19 protein-coding genes are annotated in these 17,981 nt (G+C 54.8%); 4 read left to right on the top strand and 15 right to left on the bottom strand.

Features of this window, described 5'->3' with window-relative positions; translation table 11 throughout:
* Positions 1 to 58: 58 nt before the first annotated feature.
* Entirely contained in the window at positions 59 to 640 is a 582-nt protein-coding gene (locus tag M0644_RS03695) for a PAP/fibrillin family protein (RefSeq protein WP_286626633.1), read from the bottom strand.
* A 105-nt stretch (positions 641 to 745) separates the two neighbouring features.
* Between M0644_RS03695 and M0644_RS03690 the strand changes: the two genes are divergently transcribed.
* The gene (locus M0644_RS03690) at positions 746 to 1,885 is read left to right on the top strand and encodes a glycosyltransferase family 1 protein (RefSeq protein WP_149818275.1); all 1,140 of its coding nucleotides are present in this window, start codon (positions 746 to 748) and stop codon (positions 1,883 to 1,885) included.
* On the opposite strand, the gene M0644_RS03685 is transcribed toward M0644_RS03690, so the two are convergent.
* The 3 genes from M0644_RS03685 to M0644_RS03675 all read right to left on the bottom strand — a co-directional run bounded on the left by M0644_RS03685 (position 1,882) and on the right by M0644_RS03675 (position 6,235).
* A complete protein-coding gene (locus M0644_RS03685; protein WP_286626630.1) occupies positions 1,882 to 3,036 on the bottom strand; it encodes a class I SAM-dependent methyltransferase in 1,155 nt (384 codons plus the stop codon). The two genes, M0644_RS03690 and M0644_RS03685, sit on opposite strands and share 4 nt — an antisense overlap.
* Entirely contained in the window at positions 3,036 to 5,978 is a 2,943-nt protein-coding gene (pruA, locus tag M0644_RS03680; RefSeq protein WP_286626629.1) for an L-glutamate gamma-semialdehyde dehydrogenase, read from the bottom strand. The genes M0644_RS03685 and pruA overlap by 1 nt, the downstream gene beginning before the upstream one ends.
* A 77-nt stretch (positions 5,979 to 6,055) precedes the next feature.
* A complete protein-coding gene (locus M0644_RS03675) occupies positions 6,056 to 6,235 on the bottom strand; it encodes a hypothetical protein (protein ID WP_286626627.1) in 180 nt (59 codons plus the stop codon).
* Positions 6,236 to 6,363: 128 nt separating this feature from the next.
* On the opposite strand from M0644_RS03675, the gene priA reads away from it, so the two are divergent.
* Positions 6,364 to 8,790 carry a primosomal protein N' gene (priA, locus tag M0644_RS03670; protein WP_286626626.1) on the top strand — a complete coding sequence of 809 codons (2,427 nt, stop codon included), beginning with the start codon at positions 6,364 to 6,366 and terminating at the stop codon, positions 8,788 to 8,790.
* On the opposite strand, the gene cruF is transcribed toward priA, so the two are convergent.
* The 8 genes from cruF to M0644_RS03630 form a co-directional block, all read right to left on the bottom strand.
* On the bottom strand, positions 8,746 to 9,660 hold the full coding sequence (cruF, locus tag M0644_RS03665) for a gamma-carotene 1'-hydroxylase CruF (RefSeq protein ID WP_286626625.1): 915 nt from the start codon (positions 9,658 to 9,660) through the stop codon (positions 8,746 to 8,748). The genes priA and cruF overlap by 45 nt on opposite strands.
* Positions 9,661 to 9,739: 79 nt before the next feature.
* Positions 9,740 to 10,426 (bottom strand): energy-coupling factor transporter transmembrane protein EcfT, encoded by a 687-nt coding sequence (locus M0644_RS03660; protein WP_286626624.1) that lies wholly within the window; start codon positions 10,424 to 10,426, stop codon positions 9,740 to 9,742.
* A 10-nt stretch (positions 10,427 to 10,436) separates the two neighbouring features.
* Positions 10,437 to 11,150 carry a TrkA family potassium uptake protein gene (locus M0644_RS03655; protein ID WP_149818262.1) on the bottom strand — a complete coding sequence of 238 codons (714 nt, stop codon included), beginning with the start codon at positions 11,148 to 11,150 and terminating at the stop codon, positions 10,437 to 10,439.
* Between the two features lie 139 nt (positions 11,151 to 11,289).
* Positions 11,290 to 11,568: a glutaredoxin family protein gene (locus tag M0644_RS03650; RefSeq protein WP_286626622.1), complete on the bottom strand. Its 279-nt coding sequence runs from the start codon at positions 11,566 to 11,568 to the stop codon at positions 11,290 to 11,292.
* The gene (locus M0644_RS03645; RefSeq protein ID WP_286626621.1) at positions 11,565 to 12,032 is read right to left on the bottom strand and encodes a VOC family protein; all 468 of its coding nucleotides are present in this window, start codon (positions 12,030 to 12,032) and stop codon (positions 11,565 to 11,567) included. The genes M0644_RS03650 and M0644_RS03645 overlap by 4 nt, the downstream gene beginning before the upstream one ends.
* Before the next feature lie 109 nt (positions 12,033 to 12,141).
* A complete protein-coding gene (locus tag M0644_RS03640) occupies positions 12,142 to 12,456 on the bottom strand; it encodes a hypothetical protein (RefSeq protein WP_149818256.1) in 315 nt (104 codons plus the stop codon).
* 48 nt (positions 12,457 to 12,504) lie between these two features.
* The gene (locus tag M0644_RS03635; protein WP_286626619.1) at positions 12,505 to 13,830 is read right to left on the bottom strand and encodes an aspartate aminotransferase family protein; all 1,326 of its coding nucleotides are present in this window, start codon (positions 13,828 to 13,830) and stop codon (positions 12,505 to 12,507) included.
* 4 nt (positions 13,831 to 13,834) lie between these two features.
* Positions 13,835 to 14,668: a DUF975 family protein gene (locus M0644_RS03630; RefSeq protein WP_286626618.1), complete on the bottom strand. Its 834-nt coding sequence runs from the start codon at positions 14,666 to 14,668 to the stop codon at positions 13,835 to 13,837.
* Positions 14,669 to 15,085: 417 nt separating this feature from the next.
* On the opposite strand from M0644_RS03630, the gene M0644_RS03625 reads away from it, so the two are divergent.
* Positions 15,086 to 15,400, top strand: a complete 315-nt coding sequence (locus M0644_RS03625; protein WP_286626617.1) for a hypothetical protein — start codon at positions 15,086 to 15,088, stop codon at positions 15,398 to 15,400.
* Here M0644_RS03625 and lepB read toward each other — a convergent pair.
* Positions 15,397 to 15,966, bottom strand: coding sequence for a signal peptidase I (gene lepB / locus M0644_RS03620; protein ID WP_286626616.1), 570 nt, complete (start codon positions 15,964 to 15,966; stop codon positions 15,397 to 15,399). The two genes, M0644_RS03625 and lepB, sit on opposite strands and share 4 nt — an antisense overlap.
* A 75-nt stretch (positions 15,967 to 16,041) precedes the next feature.
* On the opposite strand from lepB, the gene M0644_RS03615 reads away from it, so the two are divergent.
* Positions 16,042 to 16,434: a DUF1823 family protein gene (locus tag M0644_RS03615; RefSeq protein WP_149818246.1), complete on the top strand. Its 393-nt coding sequence runs from the start codon at positions 16,042 to 16,044 to the stop codon at positions 16,432 to 16,434.
* Here the strand turns inward: M0644_RS03615 and bioA are convergent.
* Both bioA and M0644_RS03605 read right to left on the bottom strand, forming a co-directional pair.
* A complete protein-coding gene (gene bioA, locus M0644_RS03610; RefSeq protein WP_286626614.1) occupies positions 16,410 to 17,735 on the bottom strand; it encodes an adenosylmethionine--8-amino-7-oxononanoate transaminase in 1,326 nt (441 codons plus the stop codon). The genes M0644_RS03615 and bioA overlap by 25 nt on opposite strands.
* Positions 17,713 to 17,979 carry a YlxR family protein gene (locus tag M0644_RS03605; RefSeq protein WP_286626612.1) on the bottom strand — a complete coding sequence of 89 codons (267 nt, stop codon included), beginning with the start codon at positions 17,977 to 17,979 and terminating at the stop codon, positions 17,713 to 17,715. The genes bioA and M0644_RS03605 overlap by 23 nt, the downstream gene beginning before the upstream one ends.
* Positions 17,980 to 17,981 lie beyond the last annotated feature (2 nt).

Genomic DNA, 17,981 nt, shown 5'->3' with positions numbered 1-17,981 from the left:
GCAGCAGGGGTGAGAATCGTGCCACTCTTCCCTAGTTTAACGGTACAGGGAATTGTCCCTAAACCCGGCTCAAGACAAAAAGGCTCCCCTCATTGCCGCGGGCAATTCGCAAATCCTCATCAAGGTAAGTGATATCGAGCCAGCCCTGTTGATCATTGCTGTTGAGGGGGACATCTAGGGCAATCAGCGGCTGACGGCTGTGGAGTTGGGGAATGAACTGGGAGGGAGAATAGTAATTGAGCCACTGACGCAACCCAACAATGGAGCGTTCAAAGTACACCTGTACCCGCTGTTGGGTCAAGGGTTCAAACCGCGCCAAGACACTGATAATCCCCTCTAGGAAGGGCAAGCCGTAGAGTTCAGCGATATTGTAGATGCGCTGCTGCTGCGGACGAATGCACTGATAAATTTGCCCCAGCTTGACAATTGGGGAGCGATCTAGAGCAAGCAGCGCCTGACTACTGGTGTAGATGAGTCGCCAATCCCCGGCAAGTTTTTCGAGGGCATTGAGGGGATCGGGGGTGGGATTCATGGTTTCAAGGGAAGCGGCAAGGGCGGCCACCTGTTTGCGATCGCGCGGTGTGGCTAGAATGCCTCGATTCAGGCCAGCGATCGCCATCAATAACTCTGCTTTTGCCACAGTTTACCCCTCCTTGTGCAAGAAACTTTTTCGCCCCTATGGGTTGCGTCAAGACCCCCCTAATTCGAGAATGGGAAAAACCTCCCTCCCATTCAGGTTAGCGAAATGCGGATCGCGCTATTTACCGAGACCTTTCTTCCCAAGATTGATGGCATTGTGACCCGTTTGTGTCAAACCGTCCGACATCTGCAACGGAATGGCCATCAGGTGTTGGTGGTGGCTCCCGAGGGCGGGCTAGACCATTATGAAGGTGCGCAGATCTATGGTGTCTCCGGTTTTCCCCTCCCATTGTATCCTGAACTCAAACTCGCCCTGCCACGACCCGCCATTGGTCAAGCCCTAGAGGCCTTTGCACCCGATCTGATCCATGTGGCGAACCCAGCGGTCTTGGGGGTAGCGGGTCTGTACTATGCGCAGAAATTCCACTTACCTTTGGTCGCTTCCTACCACACCCATTTGCCGCAATACCTGAAGTACTATGGCTTGGGGTTTCTTGAAGAGATGCTCTGGTCGCTGCTGCGGTTGGCCCATAACCGTGCTCAACTCAACTTGTGTACCTCAACGGCCATGGTGGCAGAACTGAAAGCGCACGGCATTCGCCATCTGGATCTCTGGCAGCGGGGGGTAGATGTGGAGTTGTTTCATCCGCAGCGCCAAAGTCAAGAAATGCGTTTCTTTCTCAGCCAAGGGCATCCAGAAGCGCCCCTATTGCTCTACGTTGGTCGCCTCTCCGCGGAAAAGGAAATTGAGCAGATTAAGCCCATTCTGGAGCAGATTCCTCAGGCGCGACTGGCACTCGTGGGCAATGGTCCGCATCGGGAGGCACTTGAAAAACACTTTGCCGGTACCCCCACCCATTTTGTCGGCTATCTGCGCGGTGAACGCTTGGCAGCAGCTTTTGCCTCGGCGGATGTCTTTGTCTTTCCCTCGCGCACGGAAACCCTTGGCTTGGTTCTCTTGGAAGCCATGGCCGCAGGCTGTCCTGTGGTGGCTGCCAACAGTGGGGGGATTCCGGATATTGTCACTGATGGGGTGAATGGGTTTTTGTTTGACCCAGCGGATTCTACAGGAGCGATTACGGCTTGTCAGCGCCTCTTTGACTCTCCGAGCGATCGCGAGACCCTACGCCAAAATGCCCGCCAAGAAGCTGAACGCTGGAGTTGGGCGGCGGCCACCCAGCAACTAGAGCAGTACTACCGATCAGTTTTGCCAGTCCCCCAGCGGGATGTGGCTCTTAGTCATTAACTGAATCCCTGATCCGCTTCTCTGAGTTGCGGCAGATCGAGGGTGGCTTGCTTCCCTTGGAGAACGACGTAAAAGCCACCGAGGCCAAGGGGGTCAATGAGTTGGTGCAGTGATTGATGGCGGTTCAGGGCTTGGAGGAGATTGCCATTCCTCTGCTGTTGCGCCAGTAGGCGATCGCCCAAACCCAAGGCCATGAGAAATAAACTCTGGCGGGTGACATAGAGGGTTTCAAGGCCAAAGTGCTCCCCATAGCGCGTCAAGGCCGTCACATCCACATGAGCCGTAATGTCTTGCTCGCCAACAAAACAGTAGGGATTGTCATGGTAGCGGTGTTGATAGTAGCACTGCAAGGTACCCTCACAGCGGGCGGGATGATAGTATTGCTGGGCGGGATAACCATAGTCAATGGTGAGAACAAAGCCCCGCTCTAGGTGCTGACTCAGATCCTTGAGCCAGGGGATGAGGTTCAAATTAACCTCGGTACGGTAGCCGTCGCTGTAGCCCTGCTGCTGCGGATTAATGCCAACGGTGGCAAAGTATTTGTGAATGCGATCGTCGCTAAGGGGACGCAAGACTTCTTGCAACGCCCCTTGGGCATCGAGACTGACATAAATTTCCTGCCAACCGTCCCCCTGCCATTGCAGCCGATGCACGGGAAAAGCATCCACGAGTTCATTACTAAAGATGCAGCCGGTGATTGGTTCAGCAGGAGTGTCAGAGCCTCGCCAGCACAGGCGATCGCCCCAAGGAGCCAAGCGTTGCCGTTGGCGTTCCCGTAAAGTGGGGGACTGCTCTTGAATCTGGTACTCCAAGGCGGTAAAGAAATCGGGGTAGGTCGCTTGGCTATAGCCCAAGACCCCAGCCGCAAATTGGCCTTCACCCGCCCCCATCTCCAACAGGGTAAACCGCTGCGGTCGCTCCAAGGCGTGCCACATCTGCACAAAAGCCTCAGTGAGCAGTTCCGCAAAATCCCTCGTCAGACTACTGGACGTGATAAAGTCGCCGCGCCGACCAATCTGTATTTGGGGACGGTTGTAGTAGCCCCACTGCGGTGCATAGAGAGCCAAGGCCATAAACTCACAGAAGGAAATGGCGCCCGCTGCCCTGATGCGCTCCTGAAGGTCGGCCAATAGCTGAGTGCCCTTTGACATCAATCATCCACTCCGGCAATGGGGGCAAACCCTTGGCGCTGCACATTCTCGGTAATGACACGCGGTTCCAGAAATTGCAGCAGGTAATCGCGGCCACCCGCTTTGGAACCAATCCCTGAGAGCTTAAAGCCACCAAAGGGCTGCCGATCCACGATCGCCCCCGTAATCCCACGGTTGATGTACAGGTTCCCTACGGCAAATTGGGCTTTGGCCTGCTGAATATGGGACGGCGTCCGCGAATACAGCCCCCCCGTCAGGGCATAGGCCGTGGCATTGGCAATTTCAAGGGCTTGGCTGAAGGTTTCTGCCCGCAGTACCGCTAGCACCGGGCCAAAAATTTCCTCTTGGGCGATCGTGGCGGTGGGGGGGACGTTGGTAAAGATGGTAGGAGAGACAAAATACCCCACCTCCGGTACCGGTACACTCAAGGTCAGTTCCGCTTCCCGCTGTCCCTTGGCAATGTATTCCTGAATGCGATCGCGGGCGGCTGCGGTCACCACCGGTCCAACACGGGTACTGGGCAAATGGGCAGGCCCAATATTGAGGGACTTGGTGGCCTCCACTAAGCGCTGCACAAAGGGTTGATAGATGGACTCGAGGACAATCACCCGTGAACAGGCGGAGCATTTTTGGCCGCTGTAGCCAAAGGCTGATTGCACCACCCCCGCCACTGCCTGATCTAAGTCGGCACTTTCGTCAATGATAATGGCGTTTTTGCCCCCCATCTCGGCAATCACCCGTTTGATGTGGGTTTGTCCCCGCTGCAACACCGCTGCCTCAGCAATAATGCGGCAGCCCACCTCTTGGGAGCCAGTAAAGGCAATGAGATGCACATCGGGATGTTTGGTGAGGTAGGGGCCAATCACGGAGCCACGGCCGGGGAGAAACTGAAATACCCCGCGGGGAAAACCAGCGGCAATGAGAATTTCAGCCAGCTTCGCTGCAACCACAGCCGCCGGATCCGCGGGCTTGAGGATGGTACAGTTGCCTGTGACTAAGGCGGCCACGGTCATACCGGTGGGAATCGCTAGGGGAAAGTTCCAAGGGGAAATGACGACTGCAATGCCGCGACCTTGGTAGTGGTAATGGTTGGTTTCGCCGGGAAAGTTGCGGTCATAGCCGCTGCTGAGGCGCTCCATTTCATCAGCGTAGTAGCGGCAAAAATCAACAGCTTCGGAGACTTCAGCATCCCCTTCCGCCACCACCTTGCCCACTTCGTAGCACATCCAAGCCACCAGTTCATGGCGTTGTGCCTCGAGGAGATCCGCTGCCCGCCGGAGCAGGATGGCCCGTTCGGCTACGGGAGTCTGTTGCCACTGCGCTTGAGCAGCTTTGGCAGCCCGGATTGCATGCTCGGCATCCTCAATGGTGGCCAAGCCAACGCGACCGACAACTTCTTCGGGCTGTGAGGGGTTGAGGGACTCACTGTATTCGAGGGTATTGACGCGATCGCTATTGATGATGGGGGTATAGGTTTGCCCTAGTTGGCGATGGACATGAATTAAGGCCGCTTGAATCGCTTCCCGCTGGCTGGCGCGGGCATAGTCGCTATTGGCAGCATTGAGAAAGGTTGAGGTCTTGCCCGTGGTCAGATGAACGTTCACTGCCCTAAAGTCTGCCGTTGGTTCTGGCGGTGCCAAGAGTGCGTCAATATTTACCGCTCCCAATTGTTGGCGCAAAAAGGAACTATTGGCCGTATTTTCCAAGAGCCGCCGAATCAGGTAGGCCATCCCCGGAATCAGCTCACCGTAGGGACAATAGACCCGCACCGTCTGCCCCGCTTCCACAAGAGCCTTGGCAAGTTTATCGGCCATACCATAGAGAACTTGGCATTCCATGGCCGTGGGCGGAATGTGCTGATGTTGGGCGATCGCGATCGCCCGCGCTTGGGAACGAACATTATGACTCGCAACTGCTGTGCGCAAAAGCGTGTGGTGACTCAGGAGCAGTTCAATCACCCGCTCAAAGTTGGCATCGGTATCTTGCTTGTGTTGATAGACGGGCAATGGCCAGTCATTTTGTACCGCCTTAATGAGTTCTTGATCCCAGTAGGCGCCCTTGACCACCCGCACCGTGATTGGTGTCCCCCGCTGTTGCACCCAAGTAATCAGGTCTTGGGCATCTTGGTAGCTATCCCGCAAATAGGCTTGTAGTGTCAGCCCGACATCGGCGCGATCGCGAAACTCTGGCTCTAGCAAAATGTCCTTCAAGATTGCGAGGGTAATGTCTTTGTAGGCGTACTGCTCCATGTCAAAGTGCACCGCCACCCCCAATTCTTGGGCACGATGCAACAACCGCCGAATCGGTTCCCCTACCTTGGCACGGCAGCCAGACACATCTAGGGGATCAAACTGGGAGTAAAAGGCCGTCAGCTTCACGGAGACTTGGACTGGATTCACCCCTTCCCGCTGACCCAAGGGGCTGAGTTGCTGCATCAAGTCAAGGTAGCGATCGCAATACTGCTGTGCCTCTGCCTCCGTAATCACCGCCTCCCCAAGAATATCCATCGTCACCAACATGCCCTGCTTGCGTAGGCGGCCAATGGTTTTCAGCACCTGCTCGGTAGTTTCACCAGCAATGTACTTGTGGGCAAGGGCTTGAACGGCTGTTGTGAAGGTGGTTGCCGCTGCTTGGGCGGGCAGGGAATCCGGCTGAGCAAAGTTCAAGAGTTTTTTTAGGCCTTCCGGCAACTCCACACTGGGGTCACTGAGGTACTCCTGCAAGTGGCGTGCCACCTCGGCTTTACTGCGCAGACTCGGCAGGCAGTCAATGAGGCGAAAGAGTTGCACCCGTAGCCCCGGATGTTCCATCGCCCAGCTGAGGAGTTTATCTTCAATGCGCATTTGCTCCCGCAGTTGACTGAAAAAGTTGCGGGACTCTTGACTAGCCGCCCACAGTTGACGGGCGATCGCGATCGTTTGTGCTTCGTAAAGACCAGTCATGAAGAATCTTGGGTGAGGAGCAGTCTTCCCTATTTTCCCACGCCCTCTCAAGCAAACTAAAGTAAACAACTAAATTCTCAGCGCGGACGAATAAATCGGCGGTTGGCTCGCACCAAGCAAATGCGATCCTCGTCACCAATGGAGACCTTCAGCCAAGGCAAACCGCGACTATCGGTAATCGTGGCAAAGCCTGCGGGAGTGATATTGGCCGTTAGAACGGTTCCTGTGGGAAAGCGGTGCACCACCGGCCAGCGCATAATCGCCAGCTCCCAGCCTAGCGAGCAAATCTGCGTTGTGGAATAGCGAAAATCTAAAGAAGAAGTATGTACAGTGGTTGGGGACGTTTTTATCTGCCTGTCTGAGTGAAAACCAATCAAACCATCTGATGGCCTTAGCACCTCAACAACCCTCTCTCTACGCCAGTGTGCTTGTGGACTGTCCGGCGGCAAGCGAGGCTTACACTTACCAAGTTCCTGCGGGTTGGTGTCTTCAAGGGGGCGAGGTGGTGGAAGTACCCTTTGGCTCCCAAGTGGTGCGGGGGATTGTCCTCGAGGTACTGGAAACTGTACCGCCATCAGTTGAGCCACAACGCTTGCGATCGCTCCTTGACGTGGTTGACCAGCAGCTTTTTCCCAAGGACTATTGGGCGTTGTTAGAACAAATTGCCACCTACTACTGCACGCCTTTAATTCAAGTGGTACGCACTGCCCTACCGCCAGGGGTCTTGGGGCGATCGCAACGGCGGGTGCGCCTGCGGCCACAACAGGGGATTCCCCCCCTGTCAGAACAAGGGCAACATCTGCTGCGCTTTCTCCAGACCAAAGGGAGTGGGGACTACAGTGTGCGCTACCTCCAGCAACAGCTTCCCAAGGCTCAGCGTGCCCTCAAAGAACTCGAACGCCTTGGCTGGGTGGAAACCTACTTAGCGGCACCCGCCAGTCAACAGCCAAAACAGCAACAGGCGGTGGTACTCCTCAATAGTGAAGGGGAGACCTTAACCCAGCGGCAGCGCCAAATCCTCCGCTATTTGCAGCAACAGGGTCGCGATTGCTGGCTGCAAGAGGTACTCAAGGCTACTGGCACCACCGCCCAAACGCTCCATCGCCTTGCTGCCAAGGGATACATTGCCATTGTCGAGCAGCAGCATTGCCGCATTGAACAGGGGGTAACGGTGACATCGGATCGGCCAAAAGCCCTCACCCCTGCCCAAGCCACTGCCCTGCAAGCTATTTCCGAACACCTAGACTGTGCCCAAACCTTTCTCCTGCACGGGGTCACTGGGTCTGGCAAAACGGAAGTCTATCTGCAAGCAATTGCTGAGTGCCTAGGGCGAGGGCGATCGGCCCTACTGCTGGTACCGGAAATTGGCTTGACACCGCAATTAACGGATCGAGTGCGAGCACGCTTTGGTGAACGCTTGCTGGTGTATCACAGTGGTCTCAGTGAGGGGGAGCGCTACGATACTTGGCGACTGACGCTGATGCCGCAGCCACGGGTAATCATTGGCACGCGATCGGCGGTTCTGCTGCCTTTGGTGGGCTTGGGTTTGATCATTCTCGATGAAGAGCACGACAGTGGTTACAAACAGGATCAACCTCAGCCTTGTTACCATGCCCGTACCGTTGCCCAATGGCGATCGCGCCAGCAACGGTGTCCCCTGATTTTGGGCACTGCTACCCCTGCCCTCAGCACTTGGCAAGCCGCCCAAACAGGACAGATTCAGCTTCTTTCTTTACCCCAGCGCATTCATGCCACCCCCCTACCCCCCATCACCATCGTGGATATGCGCCAAGAATTACACCGGGGCAACCGTTCCATGCTCAGTTACCTTCTCCAGGAGGCCCTTGGCAACCTACAGAGCCGGCAGGCAATTCTCTTTGTGCCGCGGCGCGGTCACAGCACCTTTTTTTCCTGCCGCAGTTGTGGCACAGTGATGTACTGTCCCCATTGCAGCGTGTCTCTCACTGGGCACCTCTTTAACGATAAAATGGAAGTGCTGCGTTGTCATTATTGCAACTACACCCAAGCTGTGCCCGAACGCTGCCCTAATTGTGGCTCTCCCTATCTCAAGCCCTTTGGTGGCGGGACGCAGCGGGTGGTGAGTGAACTGAATCGCCTCTTTCCACAGCTGCGAGTACTGCGTTTTGACAGTGATACCACCCAACGCAAGGGCGCCCATCGCCAGTTATTGACTCAATTTGCCGCCGGCGCAGCCGATGTGATGGTGGGGACGCAAATGCTGACGAAGGGCATTGATCTACCCCAGGTGGCGCTGGTGGGCATTCTGGCAGCCGATAGCCTCCTGCACTTACCGGATTATCAGGCGGCAGAACGAACCTTTCAACTCCTCACCCAAGTGGCCGGACGATCGGGGCGGGGTGCCCACGCCGGTAAAGTTATTCTTCAAACCTATGTACCCGAACACCCCGTGATTACAGCGGTCAAAGCCTATGACTGGGACACCTTTGCCACACAGGAGCTAAGTAGCCGTGCCCCCTTGGGCTATCCCCCCTATGCCCAACTCATCCTTCTGCGCTTGAGTAGTCCCGATCCTGAGGACGTGGCCGCAACGGCTCAGGCGATCGCCCAACAGCTCCAAACGTTAGCCCCAGTTTCTCAGGGAGAATGGGAAGTGCTTGGCCCCGCCCCCGCGGCGATCGCCAAAATTGCTGGCCGCTACCGCTGGCAAATTTTACTCAAGGGCAAATCACCGCAAAGTTCTGAACTGAGCCAAGCCCTGATGCACCTCAAGGCGCAGTGTCCCCGCTCAACCCGCCTCAGTATTGATGTTGACCCCCTGAACTTTCTCTAGGGGGGCTTCAGTAAACCACCACAGTGCTGTGACCGGCACGACCCCCAAAACAAATCCCAAGGTTGCCGGAATCCAAAAACGTTGATCCAAGGATGTGAGCGTGATCATCGCCCCAAAGGCAAAATTCACCAGATACACCACCAAGGGAGTAATCAGTTGCCCACGGTTCACCACCATTGGCTTTGGCCACCAAGTGATCATCGCCAGCCCCATAAACACGGCTCCTGTGCCCGTCCATCCCAGAATGTTGCGGTAGGGCATACCAAAGAATTCACCGACATCCTGAAATTGCCAAAAAGGAATGGCAGTTTGACTCATGGCCGGATCAAGGACAAAATCCCAAGCGGTTAAAAAGATTGCTCCCAAGCCCACGGTGATCAGGGCTGCCCCCCAGCCCACGCCTTTGCCTTCCCGCAGCGGACGACTGATGAAGCCACTGTAGGCCAAAAGAAACGTAACTAGCCCCATATAAAACCAGGAGAGGGGAATCGTGAAGGGCACCAGCCCAGCAATTTTGTACCCCAAACCACTGAGGTAACCATAATGGCCAAAGGGAAAGCCGGTACTCGTCCCCAACAGTTCACTGGTAAGGGAAATGCCCACCGCTGGCAGTAAAAAGCCAAGCAGTTTGCCAAGGCCAAAGTTGCGATAGGTGTGAAGGGCGATCGCCAGTGCACCGAGGACAATATAAACGACACCCCCACTCCCCATGCTCCATTGAAAAAGCTGCTGACCCCAGGCGGGCAATGCCAGAATAAACTCGGGATGGGGTACGACGAGGAGCAACCCCGCTAAGCCAAAGGCCATCGCCACAATGTGGCCAACTAGGCACACCTGCTCCGCAACGAAAAGCGCGTTCTTGGGTTTCATAGGGGCAATCTCAAAGGGGCAATCGTTTACAAATGTTAATATGTTAATGTACCACTGTTCCCACTGTCGTCTATCCACCTCAAAAAGGCAGTTGGATTTCACCAAGGGCATCATAGATTGCCAACAATCCTGCCCCCAAGCCAGCACTCAGCGTTAGCCCCCAACTCCAAACCGCCCCTTCAGAAAATTGCGGATGACGCTGAAGCACTTGCCCATAGCCCCGTAAGCGCATTGCCAGATAGATCTGCTGTGCCCGTTCCTCGGCGCGAATGAGAAAGATACCAATCACCTGTGCCCACGGGCGAAGGCGGCGCCAACTCAAGCGAAATCCCCGCAGAAAGAGTGCCTGCTGCATTTGTGTCAACTGACTCTCTAGCTCAAAGAGATAGCGATAGGTCAAAGCCAACGTATCCACCAACAAGGGCGGTAGCCCCCACCAGCGACAGACCTGCACCCATTCACTAAACGTCAAGCTTTCTAGCAACACCCCGCCAAGGGCAAGACACAAGACCAAGCGCCATGTGAGGAGCAGTGCGATCGGCCACGCCGTAACCGCCAACAGTAACCACAGTCCCAGAAAAAAGAGCCCCATCTGCTGCAGACGTTTGCCCAAGCGCTGCCAAGGGACATGGCTCAGGAGATAGAGGAGCGCCACAAGCAAGGTCGCGATCGCCAGACTTTCCCACCGCCGCAAGCTACTAATGCAAAAAATCCACAGGAGAATCGCCATCACCCGTGCCGGTGGCGACCAGCAGTGAAAGCTCAAGGGTTATGCCCTAGTTAATGTGTTGACTCCGCAAAAAGCGATCAATATCGTTATTGGCACCAATCACCACCATAATGTCCCCTTTATTGAGCTTCTGGTTGGGACTGGGATTGATCTCAAACTTATCATCAAAGCGCAGGGCAATTAAATTGAGGCCATAGCGACTGCGCAGTTCCACCTCGGCAACTGTGCGATTGTGAAATGCCTCAGGCACTTTGACTTCGACAATACTTTTTTCGGGGTCAAGGTCGAACCAATCGAGAATCGCTGGGCGGGTGAGCGATCGCGCCAGTTCACAACCCGCCTCATACTCTGGAAAGATCACCCGATCTGCCCCCACTCGCTCTAGGAGTTTTTTATGAATCTCTGAGGAAGCCTTGGCAATGACATTGGGCACGCCTGCCTCCTTTAGGTTCAATGTGGTGATAATACTGGCGTCGAGATGGTTGCCAATGGCCACAATTACCGTTTCAAACTCAAAGAGACCCGCCTCCTTCAGGGCTTGGGGATCCGTGGAATCCAGTTGAATCGCATGATCCACAATGTGATCCTGAAGCACTTGATTCACCAATCGCTCTTGGTTATCACTGCCGAGCACCTCATAGCCCATGCCGTGCAGGGTCTCGCACACCCCCCGGCCAAACCGCCCTAGGCCAATCACTGCATACTGCTGCGAGATCTTGACCCCCCGCCCGCGAAAGAGCATTGCTCCAAAATCCACCATTCCTGAGTTTCCTATTGGCTTTGCGATGCCGATGACGACCCTTTTCTAACATATGGGATACATAGGGGGGATGCAATCTAGCAATTAAATTTTTGGCCGTATTCGATCGCTGTGAAAAGGGCTGTAATTGATCATGCCCTTAAGGAGTGGACGCTGAGCCGCCTGAATGGGTCAGTTCTTGGAGTCGCTGACGAATGTGTGCAGCACTGGCACGGGGAGAAAAGCGCGGTACGGGAAGCACTTGCGTTCCAATCACTAGGTAGAGAACAGGAATCTCGTATTGATAGGCTTGCCACCAATCATCGCGGCTGGTGATGTCGCGTACCTCAAGGGTAAATTCCTTCAGAGTGGCCAGCTTCTCTTGTAGTCCTTCACAGAGGTGACAGCCGGGCTTGCTATAGAGAATCAGATGGGTCACGGTTGCGGTGCAGAAACGAGGGGGGTATCGCCAATATGACGGTGATCCCGCAGGCCAAAAATGGCTTCTGCATGGCGGTAGTGCTTAATCTCAATCAGGTTGTGGAAGGGGTCTGCGAGAAAGAACGTTTGGTGCTCTAGGGGGGTATTGGCAAAGCGGGTACGCGGTGGCTGGTAAAAGTCAAGTCCCTTCTTGATCACGCGATCGCAGAGGTTTTGCCAATCGGCCTGGGCCAAGAAAATCAAGCCAAAGTGGCGCGGATAAATGCTCTTGGGTGGGGTTAAGGGTTCATCCGTGACGTGAGCCACCAGTTGATGGCCATAGAGCTTCATGATCAGGCAGTGGGGATTTTCGCGCCCCGGTTCACAGCCCAACCCATCAATGTAGTAGGCCTTGGTGTCCGCCAAATTACTGACAGGAAAGGCAAGGTGAAATAAAACGGGAGCGATCGCCAACTGAGCCATAGATTTCTCTCGAACTGAAAATGGCTAAATTAGCCGCTATTTTAGCAGGAGAACCGGCTCTCGGTCTGCTTCCCAAGTCGAGTCAAGTATCAATCCCCAGTATTGTTGTTTATCGGCAACGGAATGGATAACAGGGGTAATAGGGATAATAAACGGGTGAATAGGGGGGCGGGTAAATTACGGGGCGAGGTGGATAGGGCACTGGCACAATAATGTACGTTTGAGATTGCCCCGGCGGACGGTAAATGACAGGATTGTAGGGACTGTACTGCGGTGTCCGCGGCCGCCCAAAGGACTCTAGCCCTGGGAAGAAGACATCAACTCCCGGCTGATTAGGAAAGAGGGGATAGGCGGCACGACTGGGGGGAGCGATCGCCACCAGCGTAGCTAAGCTACTGATGGCCAACGGCAGGAAGCGTAACATAGAAGCCTCCAAGGAGAGAGTGATCCTCTGATTCCGACGCTGCGGTGCCTAGGGAAGTTCCCGTAGAACACGACTCAAAATATCCACCATTTGATCAATGTGCGATCGCTCCACAATCAGCGGTGGTGAGAGGGCAATAATATCCCCCGTGACACGAATCAGTAGTCCCGCCTCAAAGGCACGACAGAGGGCATCATAGCCCCGTGCCCCTCCTTGCCCCTCCCGTGGCGCCAATTCAATCCCTGCCACCAAGCCCAAGTTGCGAATATCAATGACATGGGGCAGACCCCGTAGGCTGTGGATGGCCTCCTGCCAATAGGGCGCAAGGGAAGCCGCCCGCTCAAATAGGGCTTCTTTCTCGTAGATCTCTAGGGTTGCCAAGGCGGCCGCACAGGCAAGGGGATGTCCCGAATAGGTGTAGCCATGGAAAAACTCAATTTGCCCCGCAGGGCCTTGCATGAAGGTGTCGTAAATCTCATCGCGGACAATCACCGCTCCCATGGGTACAGCGGCATTGGTTAGACCCTTGGCAACCGTGATGAGGTCTGGAGTCACACCAAAGTACTGACTGGCAAAGGGGGCACCGAGACGGCCAAAACCCGTGATCACTTCATCAAAGATCAGCAAAATGCCGTGGCGATCGCAAATGGCACGCAGGCGTTCCAAGTACCCCTGGGGCGGAATCAATACCCCCGTCGAACCCGCAAGGGGTTCAACAATTACCGCTGCGATCGTCGATGCATCATGCAGCGCCACTAAGCGTTCTAGCTCGTCGGCTAAATGTGCTCCCCAAGTGGGTTGTCCCTTGCTGAAGGCATTGTGCTCAAGGTTGTGGGTGTGGGGCAGATGATCCACCCCTGCCAAGAGAGAACCAAAGAACTTGCGATTGGCAGCAATTCCCCCCACTGAAATTCCACCAAAGCCGACCCCGTGATAGCCCCGCTCGCGACCAATGAGCCGTTGCCGTGTCCCCTCTCCCCGCAGCCGATGGTAGGCAAGGGCAATTTTCAAGGCTGTATCCACGGCCTCAGAGCCAGAGTTGGCAAAAAAGACATGGTTGAGGGGGTCAGGGGTCATCGTGCGCAGGCGATCGGCCACCTGAAATGGCCCCGGATGTCCCATCTGAAATGTGGGGGCAAAATCCAGTGTTGCTGCCTGTTGGGCGATCGCCCTCACAATTTCTGGACGGCAGTGGCCGGCATTGACACACCACAACCCGGCGGTGCCATCGAGAATCTCACGGCCATCAATGCTCCTGTAGTACATCCCTGCTGCCGAAACAAGGAGCCGAGGACTTTGCTTAAACTGGCGATTGGCCGTAAAGGGCATCCAAAAGGGGTCGAGATTCAGATCTGCAAGGGTGGGCAGCGTCATCGGACTAAAACTGGTTACTATTGTCAGTGGTGGGCATGAGGCCAATAATATCGCGGTAAGCCGCCACAATGACACAACTACTCCAAGGAATAGTCACCAGCATCCCCACACAGCAGAGGCAAAAGCCCAAGATATTGAAGAAAATGATTGACACGCTGAGAAAAAAGAAGCTCCACCAATCGCGGGAAACTAAGCGGCGGCTGGTTTCTAGTGCCGGCCACACATCAAACCGGTGTTCCACCACCAAAGGCACAGCAAACATATAGGCTACCCCAAAGTAAACCCCCGGCAGCAGCAGGATGGCACCCACCAAGATGAAAACGGGGGTCAGGGCATTCGGCACAGAGGGAAGCTGCTCCAGTAACGCTAGCAGTTGTTCTAAGTCGGCATCGGGTTCCGTTGCTTCAGCCGCCGCCTGCTCTAATATGCTTTGCAAGAAGGGCAACCCCGCAATCACAAATAGAATGCTGGCACTGATCACAAACACATTCGTAATCAAACCGATGATCAAGTTCGTCAAGAAGATGGGCAGAAAGTAGTTGTTTTTGAACGCATTAAAAAAGTCGCTAAATTCGGTTCTTTGGTTGCGGGCAATGCGAAAGCTGAAAAAGTAGTAGCCTGCGGCGAAGAGGCCTGCCAAAATCGTGCTAACAATTGGGCCGGCCCCCGGAATATTGTTGAGCACACCATTGATAATGGTTGCCAGAATGAGAAAACCAATGTAGGCAGCGGGTTGAGTGCTGAAAATTTGCCAGCCCTCATTGAGGTATTGACCAATCCGTACTTGATAGGGGCGGTTGGCGATCGCTTGGGGAGTATGTTCCGACTCACTGTACATAATGGCGGTTCCAAGGTTTTGCCTCTAGCCTAGCGATCGCTTGGGGCTGCGCCAATTGTCAATGTGTCACTTCTTCACCTTTCTAAAACATCGGATATAAGTCTTTCCTGTAATCATTTTCAAAATGTTGAGTGTGTTCAATCCATGGGACAAGACTTGTATTTAAGACTCAATCATGAACTTTTGTACAGGATCGTAACTAGGTTTGGCTATAAAGCCTACAATAGAAGTGTAGGGAAAGCGACTGAGTCCCCTACAACTCTAAACAGCTCCTCACATTTTCTTATTACTTTTTTGCAGTTAATACCTTTAGTATTCACTGTTCAAGACTCAAAGCCTCACGTTTGCAAAAGCGGGGGAAGGAATCTAAGGAACTGTTACAAGTGATTTCATCAATGACTTGAAGGCGGGGGAATTATGTTCAGCATGCAGTTTTGGCGGCAGTCTCTTGTCGCCACGATCGCCTTGAGTTTGTTAGCCGTGTTTTCTTGGACACCTTTGGCTCACAGCCAAACCCATAGCACGCTACAGGTGGGAGCGACGGTCATTAAAACCTGTCAAGTCAGCCGCCCTGCCCAACCGTCAAGCCTGCGCAATGGCAACTACAGTTTGCAGACTGATTGTCTCCAAGCAACGCAAACAACTCCTGTGGGACAAGTGGTACCGTTACCAGTTGAATGGGGACTGGTGGAGGATGCTAACCCCACACTGATGCGGCTAGTCACCTATTAAGCAGCGGGGGACGAAATTTTACCCGCATGGTTGAGGGGCCAATAGCAGGCGATCGCCCGACCAATGACATTCTCAAGGGGCAAAAATCCCCAGATATGGGAGTCATTGCTGTGGTTGCGGTTATCTCCCATAACAAAGAGCATATTCTCTGGCACTGTCACTGGGGAGAGCGTATAAAAGGGTGGCTCAGCAATGTAGGGTTCTTCAAGGGGGCGATCGTTGACCCAAACTTGACCATCATGCACGGCAACCGTATCCCCGGCGGTGGCAATCACTCGTTTAATGAGGGCTTGATCGGCGCGATAACCAAGGGTCTGCAAGAGGGGTGGGGTATAGAAGACAACAATATCCCCCGGTTGAGGCGATCGCTGGCGATAGGTGATCTTTTCCACCACAATGCGATCGCCCGGCCAAAGCGTTGGCTCCATAGATTCTGAGGGAATAAAGCGCGACTCCGCCACAAAAATACGAATCAGTAGCGTGATCAGCACAGCCACCCCAATCAACAGGGCATTATTGCGTAGCGATCGCCAGCGGGAAGGGGAATTCGTTGCCGAAGCAGACATATAAGGGCAGATTTAGAGAAACCACCCTTTTTATGGTACCGGTTTCAGTAGACCGACTGATTACAAAGAGTGTGAATGGATAGCTCTGATTCGCCACTCCCCCCTCTCACAGAAGCCACATTGTGGCAAATTCTCAATGATGAATTGGATGATGCTACGGTCAATCAGCTCCTGTGGCACTGCTTGGGCTATCGCTATGACGCCCACAGTCAAACTTGGCAGAGCGATCGCGTGCCTCCAGAATGGCGACAAGACTATCCCCAACCCCCCGACTTCATTGGCAGCCGCCCCGCCATCGTCAAGCTTACCCGCTCTATTCCCCCTGCCCACAAGCAACTTCTCAAGGAACAGTTGGGCTTTGCTGGCTATGAAATCAAGGAACTCAACCCCCGCCGTACGCGCCGTGCCACTGCGGTCAATTGGCTCCTCAGCTACATGGCCACTCAAGCCGAGGCTGCGGTGAAATAACCTGCGGCCACCTCGATCGCCACTTGGCGGATGGCGCGATAGACTGCGGCCAGTTCTTCATCACTAATGCAGTAGGGGGGCAGGATATAGAGCGTATTGCCCAAAGGTCGCAGCAGCACACCCAACTCAATAAAGCGGCGGCGCAGTTGGGGCACAAGGTCACTAAAGTAGGAGGCCGCCGTCGCCAATTCCATGGCCGCGATCGTGCCACAGGTGCGAAATTGCTTGAGATTGCTGACATCGGCAAGATACTGCTGGTAACACTGCCAATGGCGCGCCTCTAGACCTTGGTAGGCTTCAGGTTTGGCAAGCAGCAATTGAAATGAAGCCACACTCACCGCACAGGCCAAGGGATTGCCGGTATAGGAATGGCTGTGGAAAAAGGCGCGCGCCGGATCATCGGCATAAAAGGCTTGGTAAATGTCCTCAGTGGCCAATGTGACGGCAATGGGCAAGCAGCCTCCCGATAACCCCTTAGAGAGACAAAGGAGATCGGGTTGTGTCCCCGCTTTCTCACAGGCAAAGAGGGCACCTGTGCGGCCAAACCCCGTCATCACCTCGTCATAGACGACTAACACCCCATAGGCCTTGGCGATCGCAGAAAGGGCTTGTAAAAACTGGGGACGACACATGCGCATTCCCCCTGCCCCCTGTACGAGTGGCTCAATGAAGAGAGCGGCATAGGCATCGGGGTCTGCCTTCAGGGTATCCTCCAGTTGAGCGATCGCCTGTGCTTCCTTGGTCTCGACCTCTGGATCCCCTGCATAGGTTGCTGGGTAGGGCAGGATTGTTAAGGGGGGGAGCAGCGGTTGAAAGGGTTGCCACCACGGGGAACTTTGGCCGACAGTCATTGCCCCAAGGGTATCGCCATGGTACCCGCCGGCAAAGCCAATGAAGCGCGATCGCTGGGGTTGATCTCGCCGCTGCCAATACTGGTAGGCCATCTTCAGCGCCACTTCCACGGCGGTTGAGCCATTGTCGGAAAAAAAGACCCGTTGTAACCCCGCTGGCGTGTGGGCACACAGCAGTTGGGCAAGCTGCTCCGCTGGCTCATGGGTAAAGCCGGCAAAAATGACGTGCTCAAGGGTTTGTGCCTGCTCATAGAGCGCTTTAGCCAGCACAGGATGGCTATGGCCATGGAGCGTCACCCACCAACTGGAAATGGCATCAATAATCTGACGGCCATCGCTCAGTTCAAGGCGAGCACCCTGGGCACGCACCACCTTCAGGGGCGGAGCCGCCGTTTTCATTTGCGTAAAGGGCTGCCAAATGGGGGAGTCAGTCATAGTTGCGATGGGCATCTAAGCGAGCAGCAAGGGTCGTAAAAATATCCTCGGGAATGGGACAGCGGAGCGATCGCGCCAAGCGTTTTTTTTGTTTGGCCACCTTGAGACACTCGGCAGTGGGACACAGATAGGCCGATCGCCCCATCCCCCGATCCAACTGCACCTTTTGATCGGGCCAGCAGCGCACGATTCGCCAAAAGTCCGAGCGATCGGCCAAGCGGCCACAGGACACACAGCGGCGTTGGGGGACAGCCATCATCC

Origin of the sequence: Thermosynechococcus sp. B1 (genome assembly GCF_030322985.1) — a bacterium.
Lineage (GTDB): Bacteria > Cyanobacteriota > Cyanobacteriia > Thermosynechococcales > Thermosynechococcaceae > Thermosynechococcus.
The sequence above is the reverse complement of the archived record's forward strand: the minus strand, read 5'-3'. Positions and strand labels throughout refer to the sequence as shown.